At 69.2% G+C, this 23,797-nt stretch carries 13 protein-coding genes; 9 read left to right on the top strand and 4 right to left on the bottom strand.

From position 1 onward, the window contains the following. Nucleotides 1–162: 162 nt before the first annotated feature. On the top strand, nucleotides 163–2,001 hold the full coding sequence (locus ACSVDM_RS03715) for an ABC transporter ATP-binding protein (RefSeq protein ID WP_439262807.1): 1,839 nt from the start codon (nucleotides 163–165) through the stop codon (nucleotides 1,999–2,001). Next, nucleotides 1,998–3,734, top strand: coding sequence for an ABC transporter ATP-binding protein (locus ACSVDM_RS03720; protein WP_439262809.1), 1,737 nt, complete (start codon nucleotides 1,998–2,000; stop codon nucleotides 3,732–3,734). The genes ACSVDM_RS03715 and ACSVDM_RS03720 overlap by 4 nt, the downstream gene beginning before the upstream one ends. A gap of 50 nt (nucleotides 3,735–3,784) precedes the next feature. Here ACSVDM_RS03720 and ACSVDM_RS03725 read toward each other — a convergent pair whose 3' ends face one another. Together ACSVDM_RS03725 and ACSVDM_RS03730 are read right to left on the bottom strand one after the other, a co-directional pair. Then, entirely contained in the window at nucleotides 3,785–4,204 is a 420-nt protein-coding gene (locus ACSVDM_RS03725; protein WP_067641067.1) for a TIGR03667 family PPOX class F420-dependent oxidoreductase, read from the bottom strand. A 63-nt stretch (nucleotides 4,205–4,267) separates the two neighbouring features. Next, the gene (locus ACSVDM_RS03730; protein ID WP_357147406.1) at nucleotides 4,268–4,975 is read right to left on the bottom strand and encodes a siderophore-interacting protein; all 708 of its coding nucleotides are present in this window, start codon (nucleotides 4,973–4,975) and stop codon (nucleotides 4,268–4,270) included. Nucleotides 4,976–5,080: 105 nt separating this feature from the next. On the opposite strand from ACSVDM_RS03730, the gene ACSVDM_RS03735 reads away from it, so the two are divergent. Then, nucleotides 5,081–6,355 (top strand): SidA/IucD/PvdA family monooxygenase, encoded by a 1,275-nt coding sequence (locus ACSVDM_RS03735; RefSeq protein ID WP_439263211.1) that lies wholly within the window; start codon nucleotides 5,081–5,083, stop codon nucleotides 6,353–6,355. Nucleotides 6,356–6,474: 119 nt separating this feature from the next. Here ACSVDM_RS03735 and ACSVDM_RS03740 read toward each other — a convergent pair whose 3' ends face one another. After that, nucleotides 6,475–7,149, bottom strand: coding sequence for a GNAT family N-acetyltransferase (locus ACSVDM_RS03740; protein ID WP_439263213.1), 675 nt, complete (start codon nucleotides 7,147–7,149; stop codon nucleotides 6,475–6,477). A gap of 254 nt (nucleotides 7,150–7,403) precedes the next feature. On the opposite strand from ACSVDM_RS03740, the gene ACSVDM_RS03745 reads away from it, so the two are divergent. The 6 genes from ACSVDM_RS03745 (at nucleotide 7,404) to ACSVDM_RS03770 (ending at nucleotide 23,062) form a co-directional block, all read left to right on the top strand. After that, the gene (locus ACSVDM_RS03745) at nucleotides 7,404–8,156 is read left to right on the top strand and encodes a thioesterase II family protein (protein ID WP_067641071.1); all 753 of its coding nucleotides are present in this window, start codon (nucleotides 7,404–7,406) and stop codon (nucleotides 8,154–8,156) included. After that, nucleotides 8,153–9,466: a polyketide synthase gene (locus ACSVDM_RS03750; RefSeq protein ID WP_439262812.1), complete on the top strand. Its 1,314-nt coding sequence runs from the start codon at nucleotides 8,153–8,155 to the stop codon at nucleotides 9,464–9,466. Before ACSVDM_RS03745 ends, ACSVDM_RS03750 begins: the two co-directional genes overlap by 4 nt. Then, complete coding sequence (gene nbtC, locus ACSVDM_RS03755; RefSeq protein WP_439262814.1) at nucleotides 9,459–12,785, top strand: nocobactin polyketide synthase NbtC; 3,327 nt, start codon at nucleotides 9,459–9,461, stop codon at nucleotides 12,783–12,785. Before ACSVDM_RS03750 ends, nbtC begins: the two co-directional genes overlap by 8 nt. A 13-nt stretch (nucleotides 12,786–12,798) precedes the next feature. Further along, the gene (locus ACSVDM_RS03760; RefSeq protein ID WP_439262816.1) at nucleotides 12,799–17,874 is read left to right on the top strand and encodes an amino acid adenylation domain-containing protein; all 5,076 of its coding nucleotides are present in this window, start codon (nucleotides 12,799–12,801) and stop codon (nucleotides 17,872–17,874) included. A gap of 112 nt (nucleotides 17,875–17,986) precedes the next feature. Beyond that, on the top strand, nucleotides 17,987–22,585 hold the full coding sequence (locus tag ACSVDM_RS03765) for an amino acid adenylation domain-containing protein (protein ID WP_439262818.1): 4,599 nt from the start codon (nucleotides 17,987–17,989) through the stop codon (nucleotides 22,583–22,585). 144 nt (nucleotides 22,586–22,729) lie between these two features. Further along, entirely contained in the window at nucleotides 22,730–23,062 is a 333-nt protein-coding gene (locus tag ACSVDM_RS03770; RefSeq protein WP_067491115.1) for a VOC family protein, read from the top strand. Between the two features lies 1 nt (nucleotide 23,063). Here the strand turns inward: ACSVDM_RS03770 and ACSVDM_RS03775 are convergent, their stop codons facing one another. Further along, complete coding sequence (locus ACSVDM_RS03775; RefSeq protein ID WP_439262820.1) at nucleotides 23,064–23,765, bottom strand: TetR/AcrR family transcriptional regulator; 702 nt, start codon at nucleotides 23,763–23,765, stop codon at nucleotides 23,064–23,066. Nucleotides 23,766–23,797: the final 32 nt, after the last annotated feature.

Genomic DNA, 23,797 nt, shown 5'->3' on the forward strand with positions numbered 1-23,797 from the left:
TCGATGGATAACAAGGTAGGAGCAAATTACGCCCGATTCGGTGCGATATCGCCGGGGTTGACTGGCAGTTCACGCAACCTTCCCCGCCCGGCCACAACCACTCAACTTAGGCTAACCTACATCGGCAGAGCTTGCTGTGGACAGGTCGAGAGGGCAGAACGTATGACGGTGCAGGTAGCGCCGCCGCCGGGGGTGGAGTCGGGCAACCGGCCGTCCAAGGCGGCCGCGAAAGCGCAGAAGCAACGAGAAGCGCAGGCGCGCAAGGACATCCTGGCCCCGGTGGCGGGCATGCTCACGGCGGCGAGCCTGATCGTCGCGGTGGCGTCGGTGTGCAGCGTGGTCCCGTTCCTGCTGATCGTCGAGGCGTGCCGCGAACTGCTCACCAGCCCGGTGGACACCGACCGGGTGTGGTGGCTGTTCGGTGCGGCCGTCGCGGTGCTCGTCCTGCGGGCGCTGCTGCAGGCCGTCGCGCTCACCTGGTCGCACGCGGCCGACGCCGGTTACCAGCTCACCCTGCGCCGTCTGCTCGCGGCCAAACTCACCCGGGTGCCGCTCGGCTGGTTCGGCGAGCGCAGTTCCGGCGAGGTGAAGACCTATCTGCGCGACGATGTGGAGGCACTGCACTATCTGGTCGCGCACGCACGGCTCGAGTTCGTCGGCGCGCTGGTGGTTCCGCTGGTCACCCTCGGGTACCTGTTCACCGTCGACTGGCGGCTCACCCTGGTGCTGCTGATCCCGCTGATCGCCTACTTCGTGCTGTTCGGCCGGATCATGGACCGCGACGGTCGCGACCGGCTCGCCGTCTACACCCGGTGGGAGCGGCGCACGGCCGAGGCAGCCATCGAGTTCGTCGACGGCATCCAGGTGGTTCGTGCCTTCGGGCAGGCGGGCAAGGCGCACAGCGAGTTCCAGGCCGCCGTCGACGGTCAGGTGAATGCCGCGCACCGGTTGAAGATGCCGATCATCCGGGTGCAGTCGGCCTCCGACATCGTCGTCACGCCGGTGTTCGTGATGCTCGTCGTCGTGCTCGCCGGGCTGGCGTTCATCGGCGCGGGCTGGGTGGAGCCGCTCGACCTGCTGCCGTTCCTGCTGGTCGGGCTCGGTATCGGCAGTTCGCTGCTCGGTCTCGGTTACGGGTCGCAGGCGTTGCGGGCCGGTGGCGCGGCGGCGCTGCGCTTGCATGAGCTGCGCCAGACGCCGGAACTCGAGATCGCCGAGTCGACCGGTAACGTGCCGGTCGAGCGCGGTGTGGTCCGCTTCGAAGGTGTCGAATTCGGTTACCGCACAGGACACAACGTGTTGCGCGGCATCGATCTGGAACTGACGCCGGGCACCATCACCGCGCTGGTCGGCCCGAGCGGATCGGGCAAATCCACTCTCGCCAAACTGCTGCCGCGCTTCTACGACGTCGGTGCCGGGCGGATCACCATCGACGGTCGCGATATCCGCGAGTTCAGCAGCGAAGCGCTGTATCGCACGGTCGGTTTCGTGTTCCAGGACGTCCGCCTGATCCGTGGGTCGATCCGCGAAAACCTGCTGCTCGCCCGACCCGGTGCCGACGACGCGGCCATCGAACGGGCCGCCCGCGCTGCCCAGATCCACGACCGCATCGTCGCGCTGCCACGCGGGTACGACTCCGAGATCGGTGACGACGCCACTCTGTCCGGCGGTGAGGCACAGCGTCTTTCGATCGCTCGTGCCCTGCTGGCCGACACCCCGGTCCTCGTCCTCGACGAGGCGACCGCCTTTGCCGACCCCGAGTCGGAGGCCGCCGTGCAGGACGCGCTCGCCGCGCTGGTGGCGGGCCGCACCGTGCTCGTCATCGCGCACCGTCTGCACACCATCACCGGTGTCGACCGGATTCTGGTGCTGGACAATGGAACTCTCGTCGAACAGGGCACCCACGACGAACTGCGCTCCACGGGCGGGCTGTATCAGCGCCTGTGGGACATCAACGAGGCCGCGCTCGGCACGCTCGCCCTGGTGGAGGAAACACGATGATCCGCAAGGTTTTCCGCCTCGTCCCCGACGAGTTCGCCCCGCTCGTTCCGCGTCTGCTGGCCGCCATCGTGCTGCAGGCCGTGTGCCAGGCCATCGCGTACCTGCTGCTCGTTCCACTGCTCGAGTCCCTGTTCGGCGACGACCTGTCCGGCGCGTGGACGTGGGCACTCGGCATGACCGCGGCCGTGGTGGGCGTGGTGGTGTTCGGGTACCTGCAGGCCGTCATCGGCCTGCGCATCGGCCTGGGTATGCAGCGTGGACTGCAGACCCGCCTCGGCGACAAGCTCAACGAACTGCCGCTCGGCTGGTTCGAAGGCCGTGAGGCAGGCCCGCTCTCGCGGGTGATGGTCGAGCAGGTGCGCGAGATGCAGGGCCTGATCGCCTATCTGCTCACCAAGGTGCTCACCGGCGTGATCGTTCCGGTGGTCGTCGCGCTCGGCATGTTGTTCATCGATTGGCGCATCGGTGTCGCGATGCTGCTGGCCGCGCCGGTGCTGTACCTGGTCAACGCGGTCGCCAACCGCGCCTACACCGGTGCCGACGCACGGCTGCACGAGGCGGCGGCCGAAGCCGATTCGCGGGTGGTCGAATTCGCGCAGGCCCAGCCGGTGCTGCGTGCGTTCGGCGCGGTCGGCACCGGCAACAAGGCACTCGAGGCGGCGCTGGTCCGTCAGCGTGGCGCGGTGCTGAAGATGATGGTGGCCACGGTGCCCGGTCTGATCGTGTTCGCCCTGTTCGTGCAGGCGGTGTTCCTCGTGCTCGCCTACCTCGCGGTGGTTCAGGTGACCGACGGGGCCATCTCGGCGGCGGCCGCCATCGCCCTGATCGCGGTAAGTTCGCGGTTCATCGAACCGGTGAACCAGGCCGCCCAACTGGGCGCCGCGCTGCGGTCTGCCGCCTCGGCCGCCGACCGCATCACCGAACTGCTGGCCGAGCCGACCCTGCCGATGCCGACCGAGCCGGTCGCGCCCGGTGCGCCCGCCGTCGTCTTCGACAAGGTGAGCTTCGGCTACCGCCCCGGCGAACCCGTGCTCAGCGACCTGACCTTCACCGTCCCGGCGGGCACGACCACCGCCATCGTCGGGCCGAGCGGCGCGGGCAAGACCACCCTGCTTCGCCTGGCCGTCCGCTTCTACGACGTGGATTCCGGTGCGGTTTCGGTGGGCGAACACGATGTGCGCGAACAACCTTCGAACACACTGCTCGATCAGCTCGCCCTGGTCTTCCAGAACGTCTACCTGTTCAACCGCTCGGTGGCCGACAACATCCGCATCGGCAAGCCCGACGCGAGCGAGGACGAGGTGCTGCGCGCCGCCCGCGCCGCGCGGGTCGACGAGATCGTCGACCGGCTGCCCGACGGCTTCGAGACCATGGTCGGCGAAGGTGGCGCGTCGCTCTCGGGCGGTGAACGTCAGCGGGTGTCGATCGCCCGCGCCTTGCTCAAGGACGCCCCGATCGTGCTGCTCGACGAGGCGACCAGCGCGCTCGACCCGCACAGCGAGGCCGTCGTGGTGCGCGGCATCCACGAATTGGCGAAGGACAAAACGGTTCTCGTGGTCGCGCACCGCTTGGCGACCATCGCCCACGCCGACCAGATCCTGTTCCTCGACGGTGGCCGCATCGTCGAACAGGGCACACACGCGGAGCTGCTCGCGCTCGACGGCCGGTACGCGGCGTTCTGGAACGAACGCGAGCGGGCTTCAGGTTGGCGGCTGGAGCCGGTACCGGCCTGAGAACGACGACGGGCGCGACGGGTGTCCCGTCGCGCCCGTCGCTGTCGGGATCAGAAGCCGCGCAGGTGATCCGGGGTGATGTGGATCGGGACGGAGTAGGTGGCGAAGAACTCGTCACGCGTCATCTCGATGTCGACGAAGCCCTTGGTGTACTTGCTCGCGAACTCGGCGAGGGCATCGTCGCTCACCGGTTCACCGACTCGGGCCGAGCCGGTGAACACGGCCACCTCGCCACCGCTCGAGCTGCTGTTGAAATTCAGCGAGGCCCGCGGATTGCGCGCCAGGTGTTGCAGCCGCTTCGCCTTCGGCATCGTGTAGATCAGGAAAGTGTCCTCGCGCCACAGGAACCACACGGGGTTCGGCTGCGGGGTGCCGTCGGCGCCGACGGTGGTGAGCCAGACGACATGCTCATCGGCCAGCCGTGCGGCGACCGTCTCGCCGAGCGGGGTACTGACGTCGAGAACGGACATGGGGACCTCCTCGGAGTAGGAGATCCCCAGTCTAGGACCGGCGCCCGTCGAGGCGCCGGGTCCTCACTTCCAGTAGGCCTGGTACTTGATGGCGGTCTTGGGCAGAGCGTGGTGGGTTTTGAGGGTCTTCACGATCGAGCGGGTGGTGTGGCCGTCGCAGGCGACCCAGGCGAAAGCGTCTGCGGGGCAGGTCATTTCGCTCGCCGCTTCGCGCAGCAGGCGGCCGTCGTCGATGCGCTGCACCCAGGTGACCGTGTGGTGTGGCTTGTTGTGCACGGGGATCGTCGTGTCGGATTCGTACTGCCATTCCAGCCACACTCGCGCGGGGGTGTCGCCGATGGCGTCCAGTAGCGAGTTGATAGCCGGGAGCGAGGCGGTGTCGCCGAAGACGACGTACTCGCTCGGGGTCTGCTCGGGCAGTTGGAAGTCGGAGCCGAGGACGCTGGCGTCGAGCGGGTCGCCGGGCTTGGCGCGGCGCGCCCAGTTGGCGGCGGGTCCGTCGTGCAGCGCGAAGTCGATGCAGACGGTGTCCTCGGCCGGGTTCTGGTTCACCAGGGTGTAGCCGCGGTGGTGCAGTTTGTCACTGTGCTCGTCGGGAATCCACAGGCGGATCCACTGCGTGGGGTGCACCGGGTTGTCGGCCAGCAGCCCGCCCGCGGTGAAACTGATCCGCACGAATTTGTCCGTGATCTGCTCGTTGGCAGTCACCGTGAGGCGGTAGTCCGAGCCACCCCAAGCCTTGACCATCAGGCCGTTGAATCCCTTACCCATGAACGTTAGGTTAGCCTAACGACACTTACTTGTCTGCCCCCGGTGGATAAATAAGGTAAGCCTATGCAACCATGGGCCGTGCTTGAGAGAGTGGAGAACGAACCGGTGCAAACCCTGCTCGTGGTCGGCGCGGGGCCGAAAGCCCTTGCGGTGGCGGCCAAATCGCATGTCCTGCGCTCACTCGGCCTGCCCGCGCCACGCGTGGTCGTCGTCGAGGCGCACGCGGTGGGTGGCAACTGGTTGCCCACCGGTGGCTGGACCGACGGGCAGCACCGGCTCGGCACCAGCCCCGAGAAGGACATCGGGTTCCCGTACCACTCCACCTGGGCCCGCGGCCGCAATCGCGAGATCGATCGCGCCATGTCGGCCTACAGCTGGACCTCGTTCCTCATCGAGCACGGCACCTACGCCGAGTGGATCGACCGTGGCAGGCCGAGCCCGCAGCACCACGTGTGGGCGAAATACCTGCAGTGGGTGGCCAAGTCGATCGACCTCGAGCTGGTGATCGGACGTGTCGAGCAGATCCGCCACGACGACCGCTGGCAGGTGCGCGTCGTCGACGCCGACGGCGCGGCCACCGAGCTGAGCGCCGACGGCCTGATGATCACCGGCCCCGGCCGCAGCAGCCGCGCGCTGGCCGAACACCCGCGCGTGCTGAGCATCGCGACGTTCTGGGATCTGGCGGGGAAGCGCAGCCTGCCCGCCGCTTCGCGGGCCGCGGTGATCGGCGGCGGCGAGACCGCCGGCTCGGCGCTAGACGAACTCGTGCGCCACGAAATGCTCACCATCTCGGTGATCTCGCCCATGGCGACCATCTACACCCGTGGCGAAAGCTATTTCGAGAACTCGCTGTTCAGCGATCCGGTGAAGTGGAACGCGCTGAGCATCCAGGAACGTCGCGACGTGATCCGGCGTACCGACCGCGGTGTGTTCTCGGTGCGCGTGCAGGAGAGCCTGCTCGGCGACAGCCGGGTCCATCACCTGCAGGGCCGGGTCACCAAGGTGGTGCCTGCCGGTGATTCGCTCGCGCTCACGCTGACCAACGAGCTGCGCGCCGATCAGGTGCACAACTTCGACCTCGTCGTCGACGCGACCGGTGGCCAGCCGCTGTGGTTCCTGGAGGTGTTCGATCAGCAGACCGCCGATCAGCTGGAACTGGCGGTGGGCGGCCCGCTCACGCAGAACCGCATCGAATCGTCGATCGGCTACGACCTGGCCGTGAACGGGCTGGCGAGCAAGCTGTATCTGCCGAACATGGCCGCCATGGCGCAGGGCCCCGGCTTCCCGAACCTCAGCTGCCTGGGCGAGCTGTCGGACCGAGTGCTGCGCACGGTCCCGGCGCGCAGCCACGTTTCCGCGGCGCAAGCAGTCTCACGCTGACCCGTGCGGTGAGTTACCCACTGATCTCGCGAGAACATGGGTAACTCACCGGGAACGGGCGACCGTGACCCTCGATCTCGTCTGGCCGCCAACGCGAATCGCGCCGCGCCTGGCCTGGCCTAAATTCGCGGGGAGGCGGGAACAGGCATATCCGCCGGGGTGCGCGGCACCGTGTACAGGAAGATGCGGCGGTCCGGGCGGACGTCGAACTCACCGATGCTCTGCCAGCCCGACTTCTCGAGGCTGCGCCGGATCGGCTCGTTGCGGTGGTCGGGATCGCCCATCATGCGCCGGCAGTCGGGATTGGCCGCGAACACGGCGGCGGGCAGGATCGAGATCCATGCGGACATGATGCCCTTGCCGATCACCGCGGTCTCGGCGGTGGCGATGTGGAAGGCGATGTCACCGGCGTCGGCGTGGTAGAGCTTGCCGATCTCGTCCTTGGCGGCGCGGTAGAACTCGATGTAGGCGACATCGACCACGCCTTTCTCCGGCTGACCGATCACCGCGAAGTCGAGGCTGAGAATGCAGGGGCGTGAATAGGTTCCGGCCAGCTGAGTGCGGAAATTCTCGCGACGGCGCTGCGCGTCCCAGTCCTGTTCCCAGGACTCGAGCAGGTGCGGGCGGGCCATCCACTCTTCGAGCATGTCGGGGTCGGTACCGTCGGGATCGGCCATCCGCAGAGCGAAGGGCGCCTCGAACACCGGCAGGTTCGGCGCGGGGGCGGCGGCTACGTCGGCGGGCAGGTCTGTCTGCTCGCGGGGTAGCGCGGTGGGGGTCCCGGCGGGGTTCATCTGCTGGGTGCTCCATTCCATCGTTACCTTGGTCACCTCAATTGGTAAGGCTAGCCTATACTAATGGGTTGATGCTACTGTTGCCCGACCGATCGCCCGGTGGTTGCCGGAGCGCGCCCGGAGCTGGTTCGGGCTCGGCGGCAACAACATTCGCCCCGGTCCCGGACGACTGCGCCGGGTAGGCCCGTGTCCGGGCCCGGCGAGAGATAGTGCGAAACGGCCGCAGCTGGACGCGGTCGGTGAGGGAGAGCGACATGGCAAGAGAACTCGGCTGGATCAGGCAATTCCAGGCCCCCCGGACCGACTCCCTACCGCCACTGATCGTCTTCCCGCACGCGGGCGCGGGCGCATCGGCCTACCGGGTGTTCGCCAAGCGTATGGCGCAGGACTTCGACACCGTGATCGTGCAATACCCCGGTCGTCAGGACCGCCTGCGCGAACCGGCCGCCGAGACGCTGCCCGAATTGGCCCGCGGCGCCTTCGAGGCCTTCCGTGGCTCCGCGCGCGACACCGGCGCCCCGATCACCGTGTTCGGCCACAGCATGGGTTCCATCGTGGCCTTCGAATTCGCCCGGCTCGCCGAGGCCGCCGGGTTGTCCGTGCGTTTGCTGGTGGTTTCCGCGGCCGCCGCGCCGCAGCGGATCGCCGAGCTACCTGGTCATCCGACCGAGGACGAGGAATTGCTCGACCACATGGCCGCCCTCAACGGCACCGGCGCCGACGTGATGGCCAGCCGCGAGGTGATGCGCATGGCGCTGCCCGTGCTCAAGGCCGACTACCGCGCCTTCGACGCCTACTCCTGCGATGCAGGCGTGCGCGTCGCCGCACCCGTGCTCGTGCTCGGCGGCGACGACGACCCGTTCGTCGGCCCGCGCGACCTCTACGGCTGGGACCAGGCCACCACGGGCGAAGTGGAGGTGAACCTCTTCGCGGGTGGGCACTTCTACGTCGACGAGAACATCGACGGCATCGCCGAGGTGCTGGCCGGACAGGCGCTGACCCGATGAGCGTTGATCCCATCGTCATCGTCGGTATGGGCGTCGAGGCCCCCGGCGGCATCGAAACCCTGCCGGACTTCTGGTCCGCGCTCGCCGGCGGCCGGGAACTGATCGGCCCGTTCCCGCGCGACCGTGACTGGCCGCTGGCCGAACTGTTCGCCCTCGGCAAGCTCGACGGCTGGGCGCCCGTCCGCGACGCCGGTGGATTCCTGGACGGCGCGACGGAATTCGACGCCCAGTTCTTCGGCATCACCCCGCGTGAGGCGGTCGCGATGGACCCGCAGCAGCGGGTGGCCATGCGGGTGGCGTGGCGCGCGCTCGAGCACGCGGGCATCAACCCCGGTGCGCTCGACGGTGATCCGGCCGGTGTCTTCATGGGCGTGTCGATCACCGAATACGGTCCGCGCGCGGCGGGCGTCAACGAGTACAGCGGATACCGGGGCACCGGCACCGCGCTCGGTGCGGTGGCCGGGCGGATCTCGCACGGGCTCGGCCTGGTCGGCCCGTCGATCAGCGTGGACACCGCGTGCGCGTCGTCGCTCACCGCCGTGCATCAGGCCGCGTCGGCGATCCGGGCGGGGGAGTGCGACTGGGCGCTGGCAGGCGGCGTGTGCGTGATGGGTACGCCCGGCGCGTTCTACGAGTTCTCCAAGAACAACGCCCTGGCCACCGACGGCCACTGCCGTTCCTATGCCGCCGACCCGACCGGCACCCTGTGGGGTGAGGGCGCGGGCGTGATCGTGCTGGAACGAGAGTCGCGCGCGAAGGCGCTGGGCCATCGGATCTACGGGCAGCTGCTCGGTTCCCGGGTGAACCACAACGGCGCCGGTGCGCCGATCGCCGTGCCGAGCGCGGACGCACAGCGGCGACTGATCGAGGCGACCGTGGCCGCCGCGGGGGTGAGCGTCGACGATATCGGTCTGATCGAGGGCCACGGCACCGGAACCGCCGTCGGCGATCCGCTCGAATTGACCGCGCTCGCCGCGACTTACGGCAACCCCGATCGTTCCGATGCCCCGCTGCTCGGTTCGGTGAAGTCCAATGCCGGTCACGCGCAGGCGGCCTCGGGCATGCTCGGGCTCATCAAGGTGCTGCTGTGCGGCGAGCACGGCACCATCGCGCCGAGCCTGTGGGCGGATCGGCCGAACGCCGATATCGACTGGGGCGCAACCACTTTGCGTTTGGCGGCCGAGGCGACCGAGTGGAAGCCGCGCCCCGACGGGCTGCGCTACGCCGCGGTGTCGTCGTTCGGTGTCGCGGGAACCAACGCGCACGCCATTGTCGGCCTGCCGGTGCTGGAGGAAACCAATCATGGCTGAGTACCGTCTGCCCGACGGCAGCGTTCCTGTTCTGCTGTCCTCCGACAGTGCCGACGGACTGCGTGCGGAGGCTGCCGCGCTGCGCGACTACGTCGACGCGCACCCTGCGGTGACACCGGAACGGCTGGCCGACATGCTGTTCCGCACCCGGATGCCGCGCCGTCGGCGGGCACTGATCATGGCCCAGCCGGCTACCGGGGGACCCAGGGGCGATCAGTCGCCCGCGCGGGCAGATGGCGGAGCCTGGAACGGTGTGGAACCCCCATCGGCTGAGTTGCGGGCGGCGCTCGACGCCATCGCGACCGGTGCCGACCACCGTGACGTCGTTCTCGGTGACGTCCCCGCGAGCTCTCGCCGCATCGGTTTCGTATTCCCCGGTCAGGGCAGCCAGCGACCCGGAATGGGTGCGCTGTTCTACGCGCAATCGCAGGCCTACCGCACTACCGTCGACGAGTGCGCCGCCATCCACCACGAACGGTTCGGCCACTCTCAGCCGCTGCACTACCTGCTCGGCGACGAGGGGCAGTACGAGGACACGGTGTGGGAAGTGCAGCCCGCCCTGATGTTCCACATGACCGGCCTCGCCGCGCTGTGGCGGGCCGCAGGCGTGGCGCCGCAGGCGACGATCGGGCACAGCCAGGGTGAGCTCGCCGCCGGTGCGGTGTCGGGTGTGATGACCCTGCGCGACGCGGTCCTCGCCGTCACCCACCGCGCCCGCCTGGTCGAGCGCATCTCCCCGCGTGGCTACTCGATGGCCGTGCTCGGTATGGACCGCGAGTCCTGCGAGGCGTTGCTGGCCAGGCATTCGGGCTGGGCCGAGCTGTCGGTGGTGAACTCGCCGCACATCCTTGCCATCTCCGGTGACCGCGAGACCATTGTCGACCTGGTCGCCACCGCGACCGAACGCGGCCAGTTCGCTCGCGAGATCCGCGTGGCCTACCCCGCACACACCTCCATCGTGGCCGAGCTGCGCGCCGATTTCGTCGACATGCTCGGCGACGAGATGAGTAGTACGCACTTCACCGAATCCGAGATCGATTGCTACGGAGCGACGCTCGGCGCGAAGATCGGCTCCGACCTGAATCACCAGGACTACTGGTACTGGAACCTGCGCAACCGGGTGCGTTTCGACAAGGCCGTGATCGCGGCGGGCAGCGATGGCGTGGACCTGCTGATCGAGGTCGCCGAACACCCCGTGCTGCAGCTGGCCCTGCAGGAGAACCTCGGCCTCGTGCCGTCGCGTCCCGGCCTGCCGCAGCGCGACTTCCGTGTCCTCGGAACGTCGCTGCGCACCGCCGAGGGCCTCTCGGAGTTCACCCGTAATCTCGCCCAGGTCGCGGTGCTCGACGCCGGCTACCGCTGGGACGCGCTGCGCGTGGACGACACCGTCACGCTGCCGCTGCGCGACTTCCCGCACACCGTCACCGCCCCGAAGCGCCTCTGGGCCGCCCCCGACGAGTCGGCAACCCCGCCCGAACTTCTGGTCACCACGCCGAAACCCCAACGGCTGGTCGAACAATGGACCCCACTCCAGCGCCGCACCCTGACCGCCCCGCGCAGCCTGCTCGTCGTGGACCACACAGGTGAGTGTGCGGCTCTGGCCGCCGCCCTGGTGAAGGCCGCGGACCGTCACGGTGCCGAGGCTCGTGTGCTCGGCCCGTCAGAACTGAACCCGGCTGTCGGCGCGGGCGCTGAGGCGGACGATCGAGGATCCGCCGCCGGTGCGATGAGCTCCGCCGAACCCGGCGAAGAGCATGCCGCGCGCGGCCTGCCCGACTCGGTGCGTACGCAGCCGTTCGATTCCGTCGTTGTCCTGCTGCCACCGTCGGCGGCCGACGACACTTCTACGGCTGTCGATGCACTGACCTCGTTCTTCGCCGAACGGAACTGGGCCCCAGCGCTTTCCGTGCTGCGTCCGGGCGGCGAATGCTGGCTGCTGACCGTCGGTGGCGAGACCGTGCACGAGAGCGATCCGATCCCCGGTCTGTTCCAGGCAGGCGTCGCGGCCGGGTTCCGCAGCGTCGGGATCGAACACCCCGGTACCCTGTTCCGCCACCTCGATCTCGCCGCGAACGAGGATCCGATCGCGCACGCGGCCCGGATCGTCGGTGCGGTGCATTCCAGCGGTGAGGCGGAGCTGGCGCTGCGTGCGGGCAAGCTCTTCGTCAAGCGATTGGTGGTCGACGAGACCGCCGAAACCGGTTCGCTCGCCGAGGGTCTCGATCACGTGGTGATCGTCGGTGGCACCGGTCAGCTCGGCCTGCGTTTCACCGATCACCTCGCGCGTACGGGCACCGGCCGCGTCACCCTGCTCAGCCGCAGCGGCGAAACCCCGGTTCTGGCAACGGAACTGGCGCGTCTGCGTGGCCTCGGCGCCACCGAGATCGTCGTGCGGTCCTGTGATGTGAGCGATCCGGAATCGGCGAAGGCCTTCGCTGCCGAGATCGCCGACCGCCCGGCCGGTCTGGTGATCCACGCTGCCGTGAACTACGTCGACGCCGAACTCGACCAGGTCACCGCCGAGGCCGTACACACCGCCGCCCGCGCCAAGCTGCACTGCCTCGACACCCTGATCGACACCGTGCCGCTGACCACCGACTGCCGGGTGCTGCTGTGCTCCTCGATGGCCGCGACCATCGGCGGGCGCGGCCAGATCCTGTACGCGGTCACCAACCGCATGCTCGATGTCGCCGCCCGCAGGCTGCGCGCCCGTGGTATCGCCGCGGCCAGCCTGCAGTGGGGGCTGTGGAGCGTGGCGGGCCCGCTCGATGACGCCGGGTTCGCCCGCGTGGAAGAGGCCGGCGTGTTCCCGATGGTCCCCGCCGATGCCATCGAGGCGGGTTTCACCGCGCCGGTGCGCGACGGCATGATCATCGCCGCCGACTGGGACTTCCTGCGCGAGGTACTCGGTGCGTTCGGCCAGGACAGCGTGCTCACCGGTCTCGAGTGCGCGACCGTAGCGGTTTCCGCTGTCGCGCCGAAGCCCACGCCGGTTTCCCTTGTCTCCCAGGAGATTCCGCCCACGTCCGCGCAGTCGTCCGTGGCCGTATCCGCCGAATCGGCGGCGCAGCCCGACAACTCCTCGCTCGAGTTGCGCGTGCGCACCGAACTGCTGAAGGTGATCGGAGGTGACAGCGCCGAATCCATCGACGCGACCATGCCCTTGGTCGCCCTCGGCCTCGACTCGTTGCAGGCCTTGGACTTCCGCAAGCGCGTGAAGGCGGAGCTGGACCGGGATCTGCCGGTCGCGGCGATTCTCGGCGGCGCGTCGCTCGACGACGTCGTGCAGCTGATGGCACAGAACACCAACCAGGGCTAGGGGCCGAAAGAACATGTCAGACACCGAAGCCACCCTGTCCGTCGCGGAACGCCGCAAGCAGCTGTTACAGCAGAAGCTGCGCGAGCGCGGCATGGCCGCGTCCACCGCACCCGTCGCCGTGCCGCGCATCGCGGCGGGAGAGCGCCGCCCGCTCACGCCGGGCCAGCGCCGCATGTGGTTCCTGCAGACCCGCGACCCGCAGGACACCGCCCTCAACATCTGCGTGGCCTACCGCCTCACCGGCCCGCTCGACGCCGATCGCCTGCACACCGCGTTCAACGCCGTCGTCGCCCGCCACGACATCCTGCGCACCACCTACGGTGTGGACGCCGAGGGCGAACCGTTCCAGGTCTTCACCACCGACGCCCGCGCCGAGTGGACCACCCACGACCTGACCGACCTCGCCGAATCCGGCCGTGACCTGCGGGTGGAGGTGCTGGCGCAGCGCGAGTTCAGCCGCCCCTTCGCCCTCGGCACCGAGCTGCCGTTGCGCGCCACCCTGATCCGCACCGGCGCCGACCAGCACGTGGTGCTGTTCACCATCCACCACATCTGCTGGGACGACGACTCCTGGGCCGTCTTCTTCACCGAGCTCAACGCCGCCTACCGCACCGTGCCCACGCAAGCCGACAGCGCGCCCGCGCAGGCGGACACCGTGCAGTTCGCCGCCATCGCCCCCACCGCTGAACCCGCGGCCGACGACGTCGCCTACTGGCGCGACGCCCTGCGCCCCCTGCCCGAACCTCTAGAACTACCCGGCTCGGCCTCGGCAACCGCGGGCAGGCAGGCGCAGCGCCGCACCCACCGGCTCCCGGCCGACCTCGTCACCCGCACCGAACAATTCGCGCGCGAACACGCCGCGACCCCGTTCATGGTGCTGCTGGCCGCCTTCGACGCCCTCGTGCACCGCTACACCGCCGCCGACGACTTCCTCGTCTCCATCCCCGTCACCGACCGCCCGGCGGGCACCGAGCAGCTCATCGGTTACTTCGGCAACACCCTGCTGCTGCGCGCGGGTATCGGCACCGGCGACGACTTCACCACCCTCGTCGCCGCCGTTCGCGAAACCTGCACCGGTGCCTTCGCGCGCCGCGGTGTCGGTATCGATCGTGTGGTGCGCGAAGCGAACCCGGACCGCGTCGCCGGTCGCGACGGTCTCGACCAGTTGGTCCGTCTCGGCTTCAGCGTGCGCAAGAGCGCCGACGGTTTCGCCATCGACGGCGTCACCTCAACCCTGCTCGAACTCGGTGCCGTGAGCGCGCAGGTGCCGCTGGCCTTCGCCGTGGTGCTCGACACCGACGGCACCGCCGTGGTCGAGGCCGAATACCAGACCGACGTGCTGTCCGACGCCCTGGTCGATCAGTTGCTCGGGCACTTCGGTGTGCTCCTCGACAGCGCGTTGCGGGAGCCGACCCGCAGGCTGCGCGACCTCGAGATGCTCGCCGCCGACGAGCGCGCCGCACTGCTCGACCGCTCCCACGGTCTGCTCGTCGACCAGCCCGCCACCACTCTCGTAGCCCTGTTCGAAGCGGCCGCCGCCGCATCGCCCGACGCGCTCGCACTGGTCTCCGACACCGCCGAACTCACCTACGCCGAGCTGCACACCCGCGCGAATCGCCTGGCGCACTGGCTGATCGGACAGGGCATCGGCACCGAGGACATCGTCGGCCTGCGCCTGGGCACCTCGGTCGAGTTCATCGTCGCCGTGCTCGCCGTGCTGAAGGCAGGCGGCGCGTACCTGCCGATCGATCCGGCCTACCCGGAAGACCGCATCGAGTACCTCGTCGAAGACGCGAACCCCCGATTGCTGCTCGGCGCGGTCGAATTGGTCGCCGCCGAGGAGACGGCAGCCGAACTGTCCGGGTCCGCGCCGACCGATGCCGACCGGTTGCGCCCGCTGCGCCCGGCCAACCTCGCCTACGTCATCTACACCTCGGGCTCCACCGGCAAGCCCAAGGGTGTTCCGGTGCCGCACAACGCGATCGCCGAACACATCGTGTGCTTCTCCGCCGAGTGGGACATGACGCCCGCCGACCGGATGATGCAGTCGTCGTCGGTGAGTTTCGACGCCTCGCTCGCCGACATCGCCATCCCGCTGTCGGTGGGTGCGCAGATCGTGGTGCCGAAACCCAAGCCGTTCCGCGACATCCGCTATGTCGCCGACCTCATCACCCGTCGTCAGGTGACCGTGCTGCACATGGTCCCGTCGATGCTGAGCACCTTCCTGCTGCTGCCCGAGGTGAGCGAATGGCGTTCGCTGCGTCAGGTTCCCGTGGGTGGCGAGGCGCTGCCCGGCGAGGTGGCCGACCGCTTCGCCAACACCCTGGAAGCCGAACTGCGCAACCACTACGGGCCCACCGAGGCCGTGGTCTGCTCGACCTACATGCCGGTGCACGGGCCGCAGGGGACCGGCGTGGTGCCGATCGGCGTGCCCAACCGCAACGTCTACACCTACGTCCTCGACGAGGCGCTGCAGCTGGTGCCCGACGGTGTGGTCGGTGAGCTCTACCTCGGCGGCGATCAGCTCGCCCGCGGTTACCTCGACCGCCCCGCGCTGAGCGCGCAGCGTTTCGTCGCCGATCCGTTCAACCCCGGCGCACGGCTGTACCGGTCCGGTGACCTGGTGCGCCGCAACAACTTCGGTGAGCTCGAGTTCGTCGGCCGGGCCGACGAGCAGGTGAAGGTGCGTGGTTTCCGCATCGAACTCGGTGAGGTGGAAGCCGCCATCGCCGCGCACCCGTCGGTCGCCCAGTGCGTGGTAGTCGTGACCGAGGAGCCGGCCATCGGCGCCATGCTCGCCGCCTACGTGGTGCCCGCCGAAGGGTTCATCGACCTCGAGCAGATCCAGGCCTTCGCCGCGGCCGGTCTGCCGGACTTCATGGTGCCCAGCGCGTTCGCGGTGATCCCGGAGGTCCCGCTCACGGTCAACGGCAAGCTCGACAAGCGCGCCCTGCCCGCCGCTACCCCGGCCGTCGCGCGCACCCACCGCGCGCCCGCCACGGCCACCGAACGCAAGATGTGCGCCCTGTTCGGCGCCCTGTTCAACCTCGACGAGGTCGGCGCGGAGGACTCGTTCTTCGAACTCGGCGGACACTCGCTGCTCGCCGCCCGCCTGGTCGCGCAGGTCCGCGCGGAATTCGGCATCGAACTCGACGTGCGCGTCATCTTCGACAGCCCGACCCCCGCCGCGCTCGCCGCGAATCTGGTCGCCCGGTTCCTCGCCGAGTTCGACATGGACCTGGATGCGGTCGATTCCGATGTCGACGAGGCAGCCGAACCGGCGCCCGCGGCCAGCGCCGATGCGGTCGCTGCGGCACCGACCACCCGCCCCGCGATCGGTGGCCGACCGCGCGGCGAGCGCATCCCGCTGTCGTACTCGCAGCTGGCGATGTGGTTCCAGTACCGCATGGAAGGTGCGGGTTCGGTCGGCAACCTCCCGCTGGCCATGCGCTTCGACGGCCCGCTCGACATCGCCGCGTTGCGCGCCGCGCTCGGTGATGTCGTGGCCCGCCACGAGTCCCTGCGCAGCACGTTCCCGGAACACGAGGGTGTGCCCTACCAGGTGATCCACCCGGCCACCGAGGTCGCGCTGCCGGTCAGGGAGATCGCCGCCGACCAGGTGTCGGCCGAGCTGGCCGAGATCGCCCGCTACGCGTTCACCCTCGACGGCGAGCCGCTGCTGCGTGCCGAACTGCTCGAACTCGACGCGAACACCCACGTGCTGTCGCTGCTGGTGCACCACATCGTCGCCGACCACGCCTCCTTCGGTGTGCTGCTCGACGACCTGACCACCGCCTACCGCGCCCGCAGCGAGCAGGGCAGCGCCCCTGCCTGGGAGCCGCTGCCGATCCAGTTCGCCGACTACGCCCTGTGGCAGCGTGAGCTGTTCGACCAGGCGGCGCCGAGCGAGTTCGCGCAGACCCAGATCGACTTCTGGCGCACCGCGCTGGCCGGGGTGCCCGACGAGATCTCGGTGGCCCACGACCGTCCGCGCCCGCCGGTGCTCGGCAAGCGTGGCGAGGTGGTCACCTTCTCGTTGCCCGCGAGCGTCCGCTCCGGTCTCGAGTCCCTCGCGAAAGGTAGTGGCGCAACCGAATTCATGGTGTGCGAGGCGGCGGTCGCGACCCTGCTGCACACGCTCGGCGGCGGCACCGACATCACCCTCGGCACGCCCGTCGCGGCACGCACCGATCCGGCCACCACGAACCTGATCGGGCTGTTCGCGAACATGGTCGTGCTCCGCAACGATCTGTCGGGCGCGACCACCCTGCGCGACACCGTGATCCGGGCCCGCGATGTGGTGCTGGATGCCAACGCGCACCAGGAACTGCCGATCGAGCGTCTCGTCGAGGCACTCAATCCACGCCGTTCGCGGTCGCGGAACCCGTTGTTCCAGAGCATGATTCATTTCCGTGGAGCGGACTGGGCGCCGACCACCTTGCCGTTCGCGACCTCGGGTGCCAGTACGGTCACTGTGCTGCCCGCCGACTTCGACGTCTCGTTCCTCGATCTGAACCTGAGTCTGAACGTGACCGCCGAGGGCGGCATGGATGTGCGCGTCGTCGTCAACGCCGACCTGTACGAACCGGCCACCGCCGCGCTCATCGCCGACGCCCTGGCCGCCACCCTGCGCGCCTTCGCCGACAACCCCGACCAGCCGATCGCCGACCTGCGGGTGCTGCCGCAGGCCGACCTGGACCGGCTGCTCGCCGTCCCGGCACCCGTCGCCACGACGGCCGCCGCCGGGGGAGCCGCCGATTCGGACACCGAGCGCACCCTGATCGCCCTGATCGAGGAGCTCCTCGAGATCGACGACGTCACCGGCGACGACAACTTCTTCGCCCTCGGCGGCGACAGCGTCATCTCCATCCAGTGGTCGGCCCGTGCCGCCGCCCAGGGATTGCCGCTGACCCCGCAGATGGTGTTCGAGTGCGCGACCATCACCGAACTGGCCGCCGCCGTCGACGCCGCGCCCCGCGAGGCGGAAACCGAAGCGCCCGAGCAGGTCGAGCACGCGCCGATGAGCGCGTCCGGCCTCGACTCCGACGCCCTGTCCGCCCTCACCGCGGCCTGGTCCGCACAGGGATGAACAACCCGGCATCCGCGCCGCACCTGTCGGGTACCAGCCCGGCACGGTGCGGCGCCGCATGTCGACCGGGTCTCGGCTATCCGACGACCCGACCACTAGGAAAGGACGCAGCATGAGTGCGCCGCAGATCGAAGACGTACTCGCGTTGAGCCCCCTGCAGGAGGGGTTGTTCTCCCTGTCGCGGATGGCCGGCACCGAGATCGACCTCTACACGATGCAGTTCGTCGTCGACATCGACGGCCCGCTGGACACCGCCCTGCTGCGCCGCAGCGCCCAGGCGATGCTCGACCGTCACCCGAACCTGCGGGCCGCGTTCTGGGACACCGACGTGCCCAAGCCGGTGCAGATCATCCCGTCGCACGCCGAGCTGCCGTGGGCCGAACGTGACGCGGTGGCGAGCGAATTCGATTCCATCGCGGAGTCGGAGCGGCGCGTGCCGTTCACCCTGAGCCGTGGTCCGGCGCTGCGGATCCTGCTGCTGAACGTCACCGACGCACCGCAGCCACGCAAGCGGATGATCCTCACCGCCCACCACATCCTGATGGACGGCTGGGCGGTCGCGGTGTTCTTCACCGAACTGCTCGCCGTGTACCAGGCGGGCGGCAGTCTGGACGGGTTGCCCGCCCCGCGCCCGTACCGCGACTACATCGGTTGGCTCGGCGCCCAGGACCACGATGCCGCCGCGCGTCGCTGGGCCGAGTACCTGGGTCAGGTGAGCGCGCCGCTGGTGCTGGCCGACGGTACCGGTGCGCGCGATTCCTCGGTCCCCGAGACCACCCGACTTCGCCTGTCCACCGGCGAAACCGAAGCCTTGCAGCAGTGGGCGCGCGCCAACGGTATGACGCTCAATACCGCCGTGCAGTTCGCCTGGACGGTGCTGCTGGGCCGGATCACCGACCGTACGGATGTCGTCTACGGCACCACCATCAGCGGCCGCCCGGAGAAGCTGGCCGGTGTCGAGGGCATGGTCGGGCTGTTCATCAACACCGTCCCCGTCGTGCACCGGCTCGAATCGGCCGAACCGGTTGTCGCGCAATGTGCTCGGCTGCAACGTGATTCGTCGACCATGCGCGATATCGGCTACCTGAGCCTGTCGACGCTGCAGCGCGCGGCAGGCCACGGCGCCTTGTTCGACACCCTGTTCGTGTTCGAGAACGCCCCCATCGACGACGCGATCAAGACCGTCACCGCCGCCGACGGCGCCCGGTTCCGGCCCATCGAGATGGAAAGTCTCGCCCACTACCCGCTCACCGTGGTCTCGCACATGAGCGAGGGCGAACTGCTCGTCCTCGTCGAGGCGGTGCCCGCCCTGCTCGGCCACCTCGACCCTGCCGACCTCGGCGCCCGCCTGGTCACCATCCTGTGCACCCTGCCCACCCTCGACGCCGGGGCGACCCTCGACGCCATCGACCTGCTCACACCTGCGGAGCATGCCGAATTAGCCAGTGCTGCCGCAGACCTCGTGCCCGCGCCCTCGTCCACACCCTGGGAGCTGTTCGAGCAGCAGGTCGCCGCGACCCCGGACGCCACCGCCCTCACCACCACCTCGGGCGAACACTTCACCTACCGCGAACTGCACGATCGTGCCTGCCGCCTGGGCGCCGAGTTCGCCGCACACGGTGTCGGCCCGGAAACCGTTGTCGCCCTGATGCTTCCTCGCGGCACCGATGCGATCGTGGCCATTCTTGCCACGTTCGCTGCCGGTGCGGCCTACGTCCCTGTCGACATCAGCTTGCCCGGCGGTCGCATCGAATCCGTTCTGCGCCAGTCGAACCCGGTGCTCGCCGTCGTCCTCGGCAAGGATCGTCACGTGCTCGACGGGATCGCGGGCTCCGGCACCGCGGTGCTCACGTTGGACGACGCCGAGGTCGTCGACCGGATCGCGAACCGCCCCGCGCAAGCCCCCGTCGTCCACCGCGAGCTCGACCACGCCGCCTACATCATCTTCACCTCCGGCTCCACCGGCGAGCCCAAGGGTGTCGTCGGCACGAACGCCGCGCTGGCCGGGTACTTCGCCGATCATCTCGAGCGGTTCTACCGCCCGGCGATGGCGAAACTCGGTCGCCCGCTGCGCATCGCGCACGCCTGGTCGCTCGGGTTCGATGCTTCCTGGCAGCCGATGGTCGGCTTCTTCGCGGGCCAGGGCCTGCACCTTTTCGATGCCGACGAGATGCGCGACGCACACCGAATCGTCTCGGGCATGGCCGAATTCGAGATCGATATGATCGACACGACCCCCTCGATGCTGGCCCAGCTGGCGGCGGCGGGCTTGCTCGATCGTGAGCTGCCCGTCCTCGCTCTCGGGGGTGAGGCCATCGACACCGCCCTGTGGGCACGGTTGCGCGCCCTCCCGGGGACGGCTGTGTACAACTGCTACGGGCCGACCGAGACGACCGTCGAAGCCGTCGTCGCCCCGGTCGCCACCTCGGAAATCCCGACGATCGGCACCGCCAACGGCGGCATGGTCGGCTACGTCCTCGACTCACGGTTGCGCCCGGTTCCGCAGGGGATCGTCGGTGAGCTGTACCTGTCCGGCGTGCAGCTGGCCCGCGGCTACCTGGGCAAACCCGCCATCACCGCCGACCGGTTCGTCGCCGACCCGGCCCGCCCGGGGCAGCGCATGTACCGCACCGGTGACCTCGTCCGCCGCCTGCCGGGTGGCCGCTTCGGTTACCTCGGCCGCGCCGACGCGCAGGTGAAGGTGCGCGGGTACCGCATCGAGGTCGGCGAGATCGAGACCGCGCTGCGCCGCTCGGCCGATATCGACACCGTCGCCGTCACCGTGGTCCGTCGTGCCGGTGGCGCGTCGCTGGTCGGCTTCGTCGTCGGCAAGGCCGGGCGTGCCGTCGTGGTGAGCCGGGTGCGCGCCGACCTCGCGCAGCGCCTGCCCGCGTACATGATTCCCGCGCGCATCGTCGTCCTCGACCGGTTGCCGGTGAACGTCAACGGCAAACTCGACGGGCACGCACTGAACGAGCTCGCCGAACAAGCGCTTTCGTCGGCCGACAGCAATGCCGCCGCCGAGACGCCGACCGAGATCGCCCTCAGCGAGGTCTTCGCCGAACTCTTCGACGGTCGCGCCCCCGGTGTCGACGCCGACTTCTACGAACTCGGTGTCGACTCCATCGTCGCCATCTCCCTGGTGAACAAGGCCCGCCGCCGAGGGCTAGCGCTCAACCCGCGCATGGTTCTGGCCTGCCCGACCATCCGCGAACTCGCCGCCGCCGTCGACGACGCACCCGCCGCCGCCCAGGTAGGTGCCGACTCCTACGGTGTGGTTCCGCCGCTGCCGGTGGTGTCGTGGATGTACGAGTACGGCAACTACCGCCGCTTCACCCAGACCGCCCTGCTCCGCCTGCCTGCCGGAATCGACCGTGCCGGACTGGAATCCACGCTGCAGGCTTTGCTCGACGCACACGACACCCTGCGTGCCGTGCTCACCGATACGCCCGATGGTCCGCGCCTGCTCACCCGCGCGCCCGGTGTCGTTGCCGCGGGCGACGTGGTGATCGAAGCGCCGCGTGGACTCGCCGGTTCCGAACTGGATTCCGCCATCACGGAATACGCGCGTATCGCCAACGACGCGATCGACCCGAGGTCGGGGGAGATGGTGCGCGCGGTGTGGTTCCCGGGTGCACCGGGCTCGTCGGAAGTCGACCAGACCTCGGGCGACGCGAACAATTCCGGGGACGACGCTGATGGCGATCCCGGCGACATCCTTTTGCTCGCGGTGCACCACCTGGCTGTCGACGTGGTGTCCTGGCACATCATGATCGACGGTCTCGCCGCCGCCTGGCAGCAGATCCAGTCCGGCGTCACCCCGAAGATGCTCCCGGAGTTCACCTCCTACCGGCAGTGGTCCGAGGCCATGTGGCAGCGCGCCCGCACGCCGGAAGTGCTTGCCCAGCGCGACTATTGGGCGGCCCAGGTGCGCCGACCCGACGCGCCCCTCGGTTCCCGGCACCCCGCCCCCGCGTCCGACACCTGGTCGAGTCTGCGCGTGAACACCGTCGCCACCCCCGTCGAGGTGACCCAGCGCCTCCTCGACCGCATCGGCAAGGACGAGGGCGTCCGCGAATTCCTGCTCACCGCCCTCACCATGACCATGGCCTCGCTGCACGCGAACAACGGAAACGATCCAGCCGCAGGCGCTTTGATCGCCCTCGAGGGCCACGGCCGCGCCGACGCCGAACTCGGCACCGACACCGCCAACACCCTCGGCTGGTTCACCAGCGTGTTCCCCGTCCGCCTCGGCATCGGGGACCAGTGCGTGGATGTCGCACGCGCCCAAGCTGATCCGGCCGCCGCCCGCAACCTGCTCGACTCGGTAACCCGCCACCTGCGTGAAATCCCGCACCAGGGCCTCGATTACGGACTCCTCCGCTACGTCGACCGCGTCCCCGAACTGCGCACCGCCGCCGAACCCCAGGTCGAATTCAACTACCTCGGCCGAATCGACCTCAGCGGCAACAACACCGACCCGTGGTCTCTGCTGGTCGGCGCCCACGACACCGCCCTCCCACTCGACCCGGAACCCGACCTTCCCTTGCGCTACGCGGTAGACGTCATCGCTGGCATCGGCACCACCCCCGCCGGCCCCGCCCTGACGACCAACTTCCGCTGGAGCACCGCCCTGTTCACCGAAGCACAGGCCGACCGTTTCGCCGACCTGTGGACCCTGGCTGTGCGAACCCTGGCCGCCGCTCTCTGAGCACCTGGACGCGGGCAGCCTCGCCTGCTCGCGTCCGGCATGCCCCCCGCGATGGATCCGCCTGTTCGGCGTTATCGCTGGTTACGCTGGTTCTCGACCGTTTTCCATTCGACGCAGTCCCGCTGTTTTTCGGAAGGAAGCACCATGAGTCCCGCCATCGGCGCCGTCGTCATTCCCGTCTCCGACCTGGAAGCCGCCAAAAAGGTCTATACGGCCCTCTACGGCCAACCCCACACCGACCAGCCCTACTACGTCGGTTACAACGTCAACGGCTTCGAGATCAGTCTCAACCCCCAGGGCGACCGCGCCACCGGACCGGTCGCGATGACCGACGTCGACGACCTCGACGCCACCCGAAACGCCCTGCTCGCCGCAGGAGCCACCGAGAAATCGGGCCCGCAGACAGTTGCCCCCGACCTCCGCATCTGCACGCTGGCCGACCCCGACGGCAACCCCTTCGGACTGCGCGGGAAGTAGGTCACCGACGCGCTTCGATGCCGTTGAGCACCTGCTCGAGGCCGGTGTCGAACTGCCAGCGCAGGTCGTCCTTGCGCCGTGCCTCGTGCACATAGCGCTGGAAGGTCGGATAGCGACCGGTGCCTAGCAGCCAGGTCATCTGGGTGGACAGACCGGTGCGTGCCTGCGCGCCGGTGGTCCAGCCGCGATCGTCCATGAGCGCGCGTAGGCCGATCTCGGCGCCGGTCGCACCCTGCACATACGCGAAAACCGTTCGCGCGGCCGCCATCGCCGTGTCGAGGTCGAGACCGAGGTCGTCGTGGAGCGCGGTCAAGGCGTGCTCGGTCAGAGCCATGCGGTTGGGTGTGAGTTCGTAGACGAGCTCCGGTGCGGTGAGCCGGGTGAGCCAGGGGTGCCGCAGGATCAGCGCCTGAAGAGCCGTCGCAAGCTCACGCAGCGTCGCGCGCCAGCCGTCGCCGGCCGCGTATTCGACCTCGCCGTAGACGAGGTCGACCATCAGTTCCAGCACCTCGTCCTTGCTCGCCACATGCCGGTAGGCAGCCATCGGCGCCACCCCGAGCTCCGTGGCGAGCCGGCGCATCGTGATGGCGTCGAGCCCGTCGACGTCGGCCACCGCCACCGCGGTCTCGGCAATTCGCCTGGCGGACAAGGGTTTACCGGCGTTCCGGTCGCCTTCTGTGAGCCGTTCCCAGAGAGAAGTCACGCCTGTTCCACTCCTGATGTGTACTTAGTACG

It is taken from the genome of Nocardia sp. JW2 (genome assembly GCF_051843015.1).
Lineage (GTDB): Bacteria > Actinomycetota > Actinomycetes > Mycobacteriales > Mycobacteriaceae > Nocardia > Nocardia coubleae.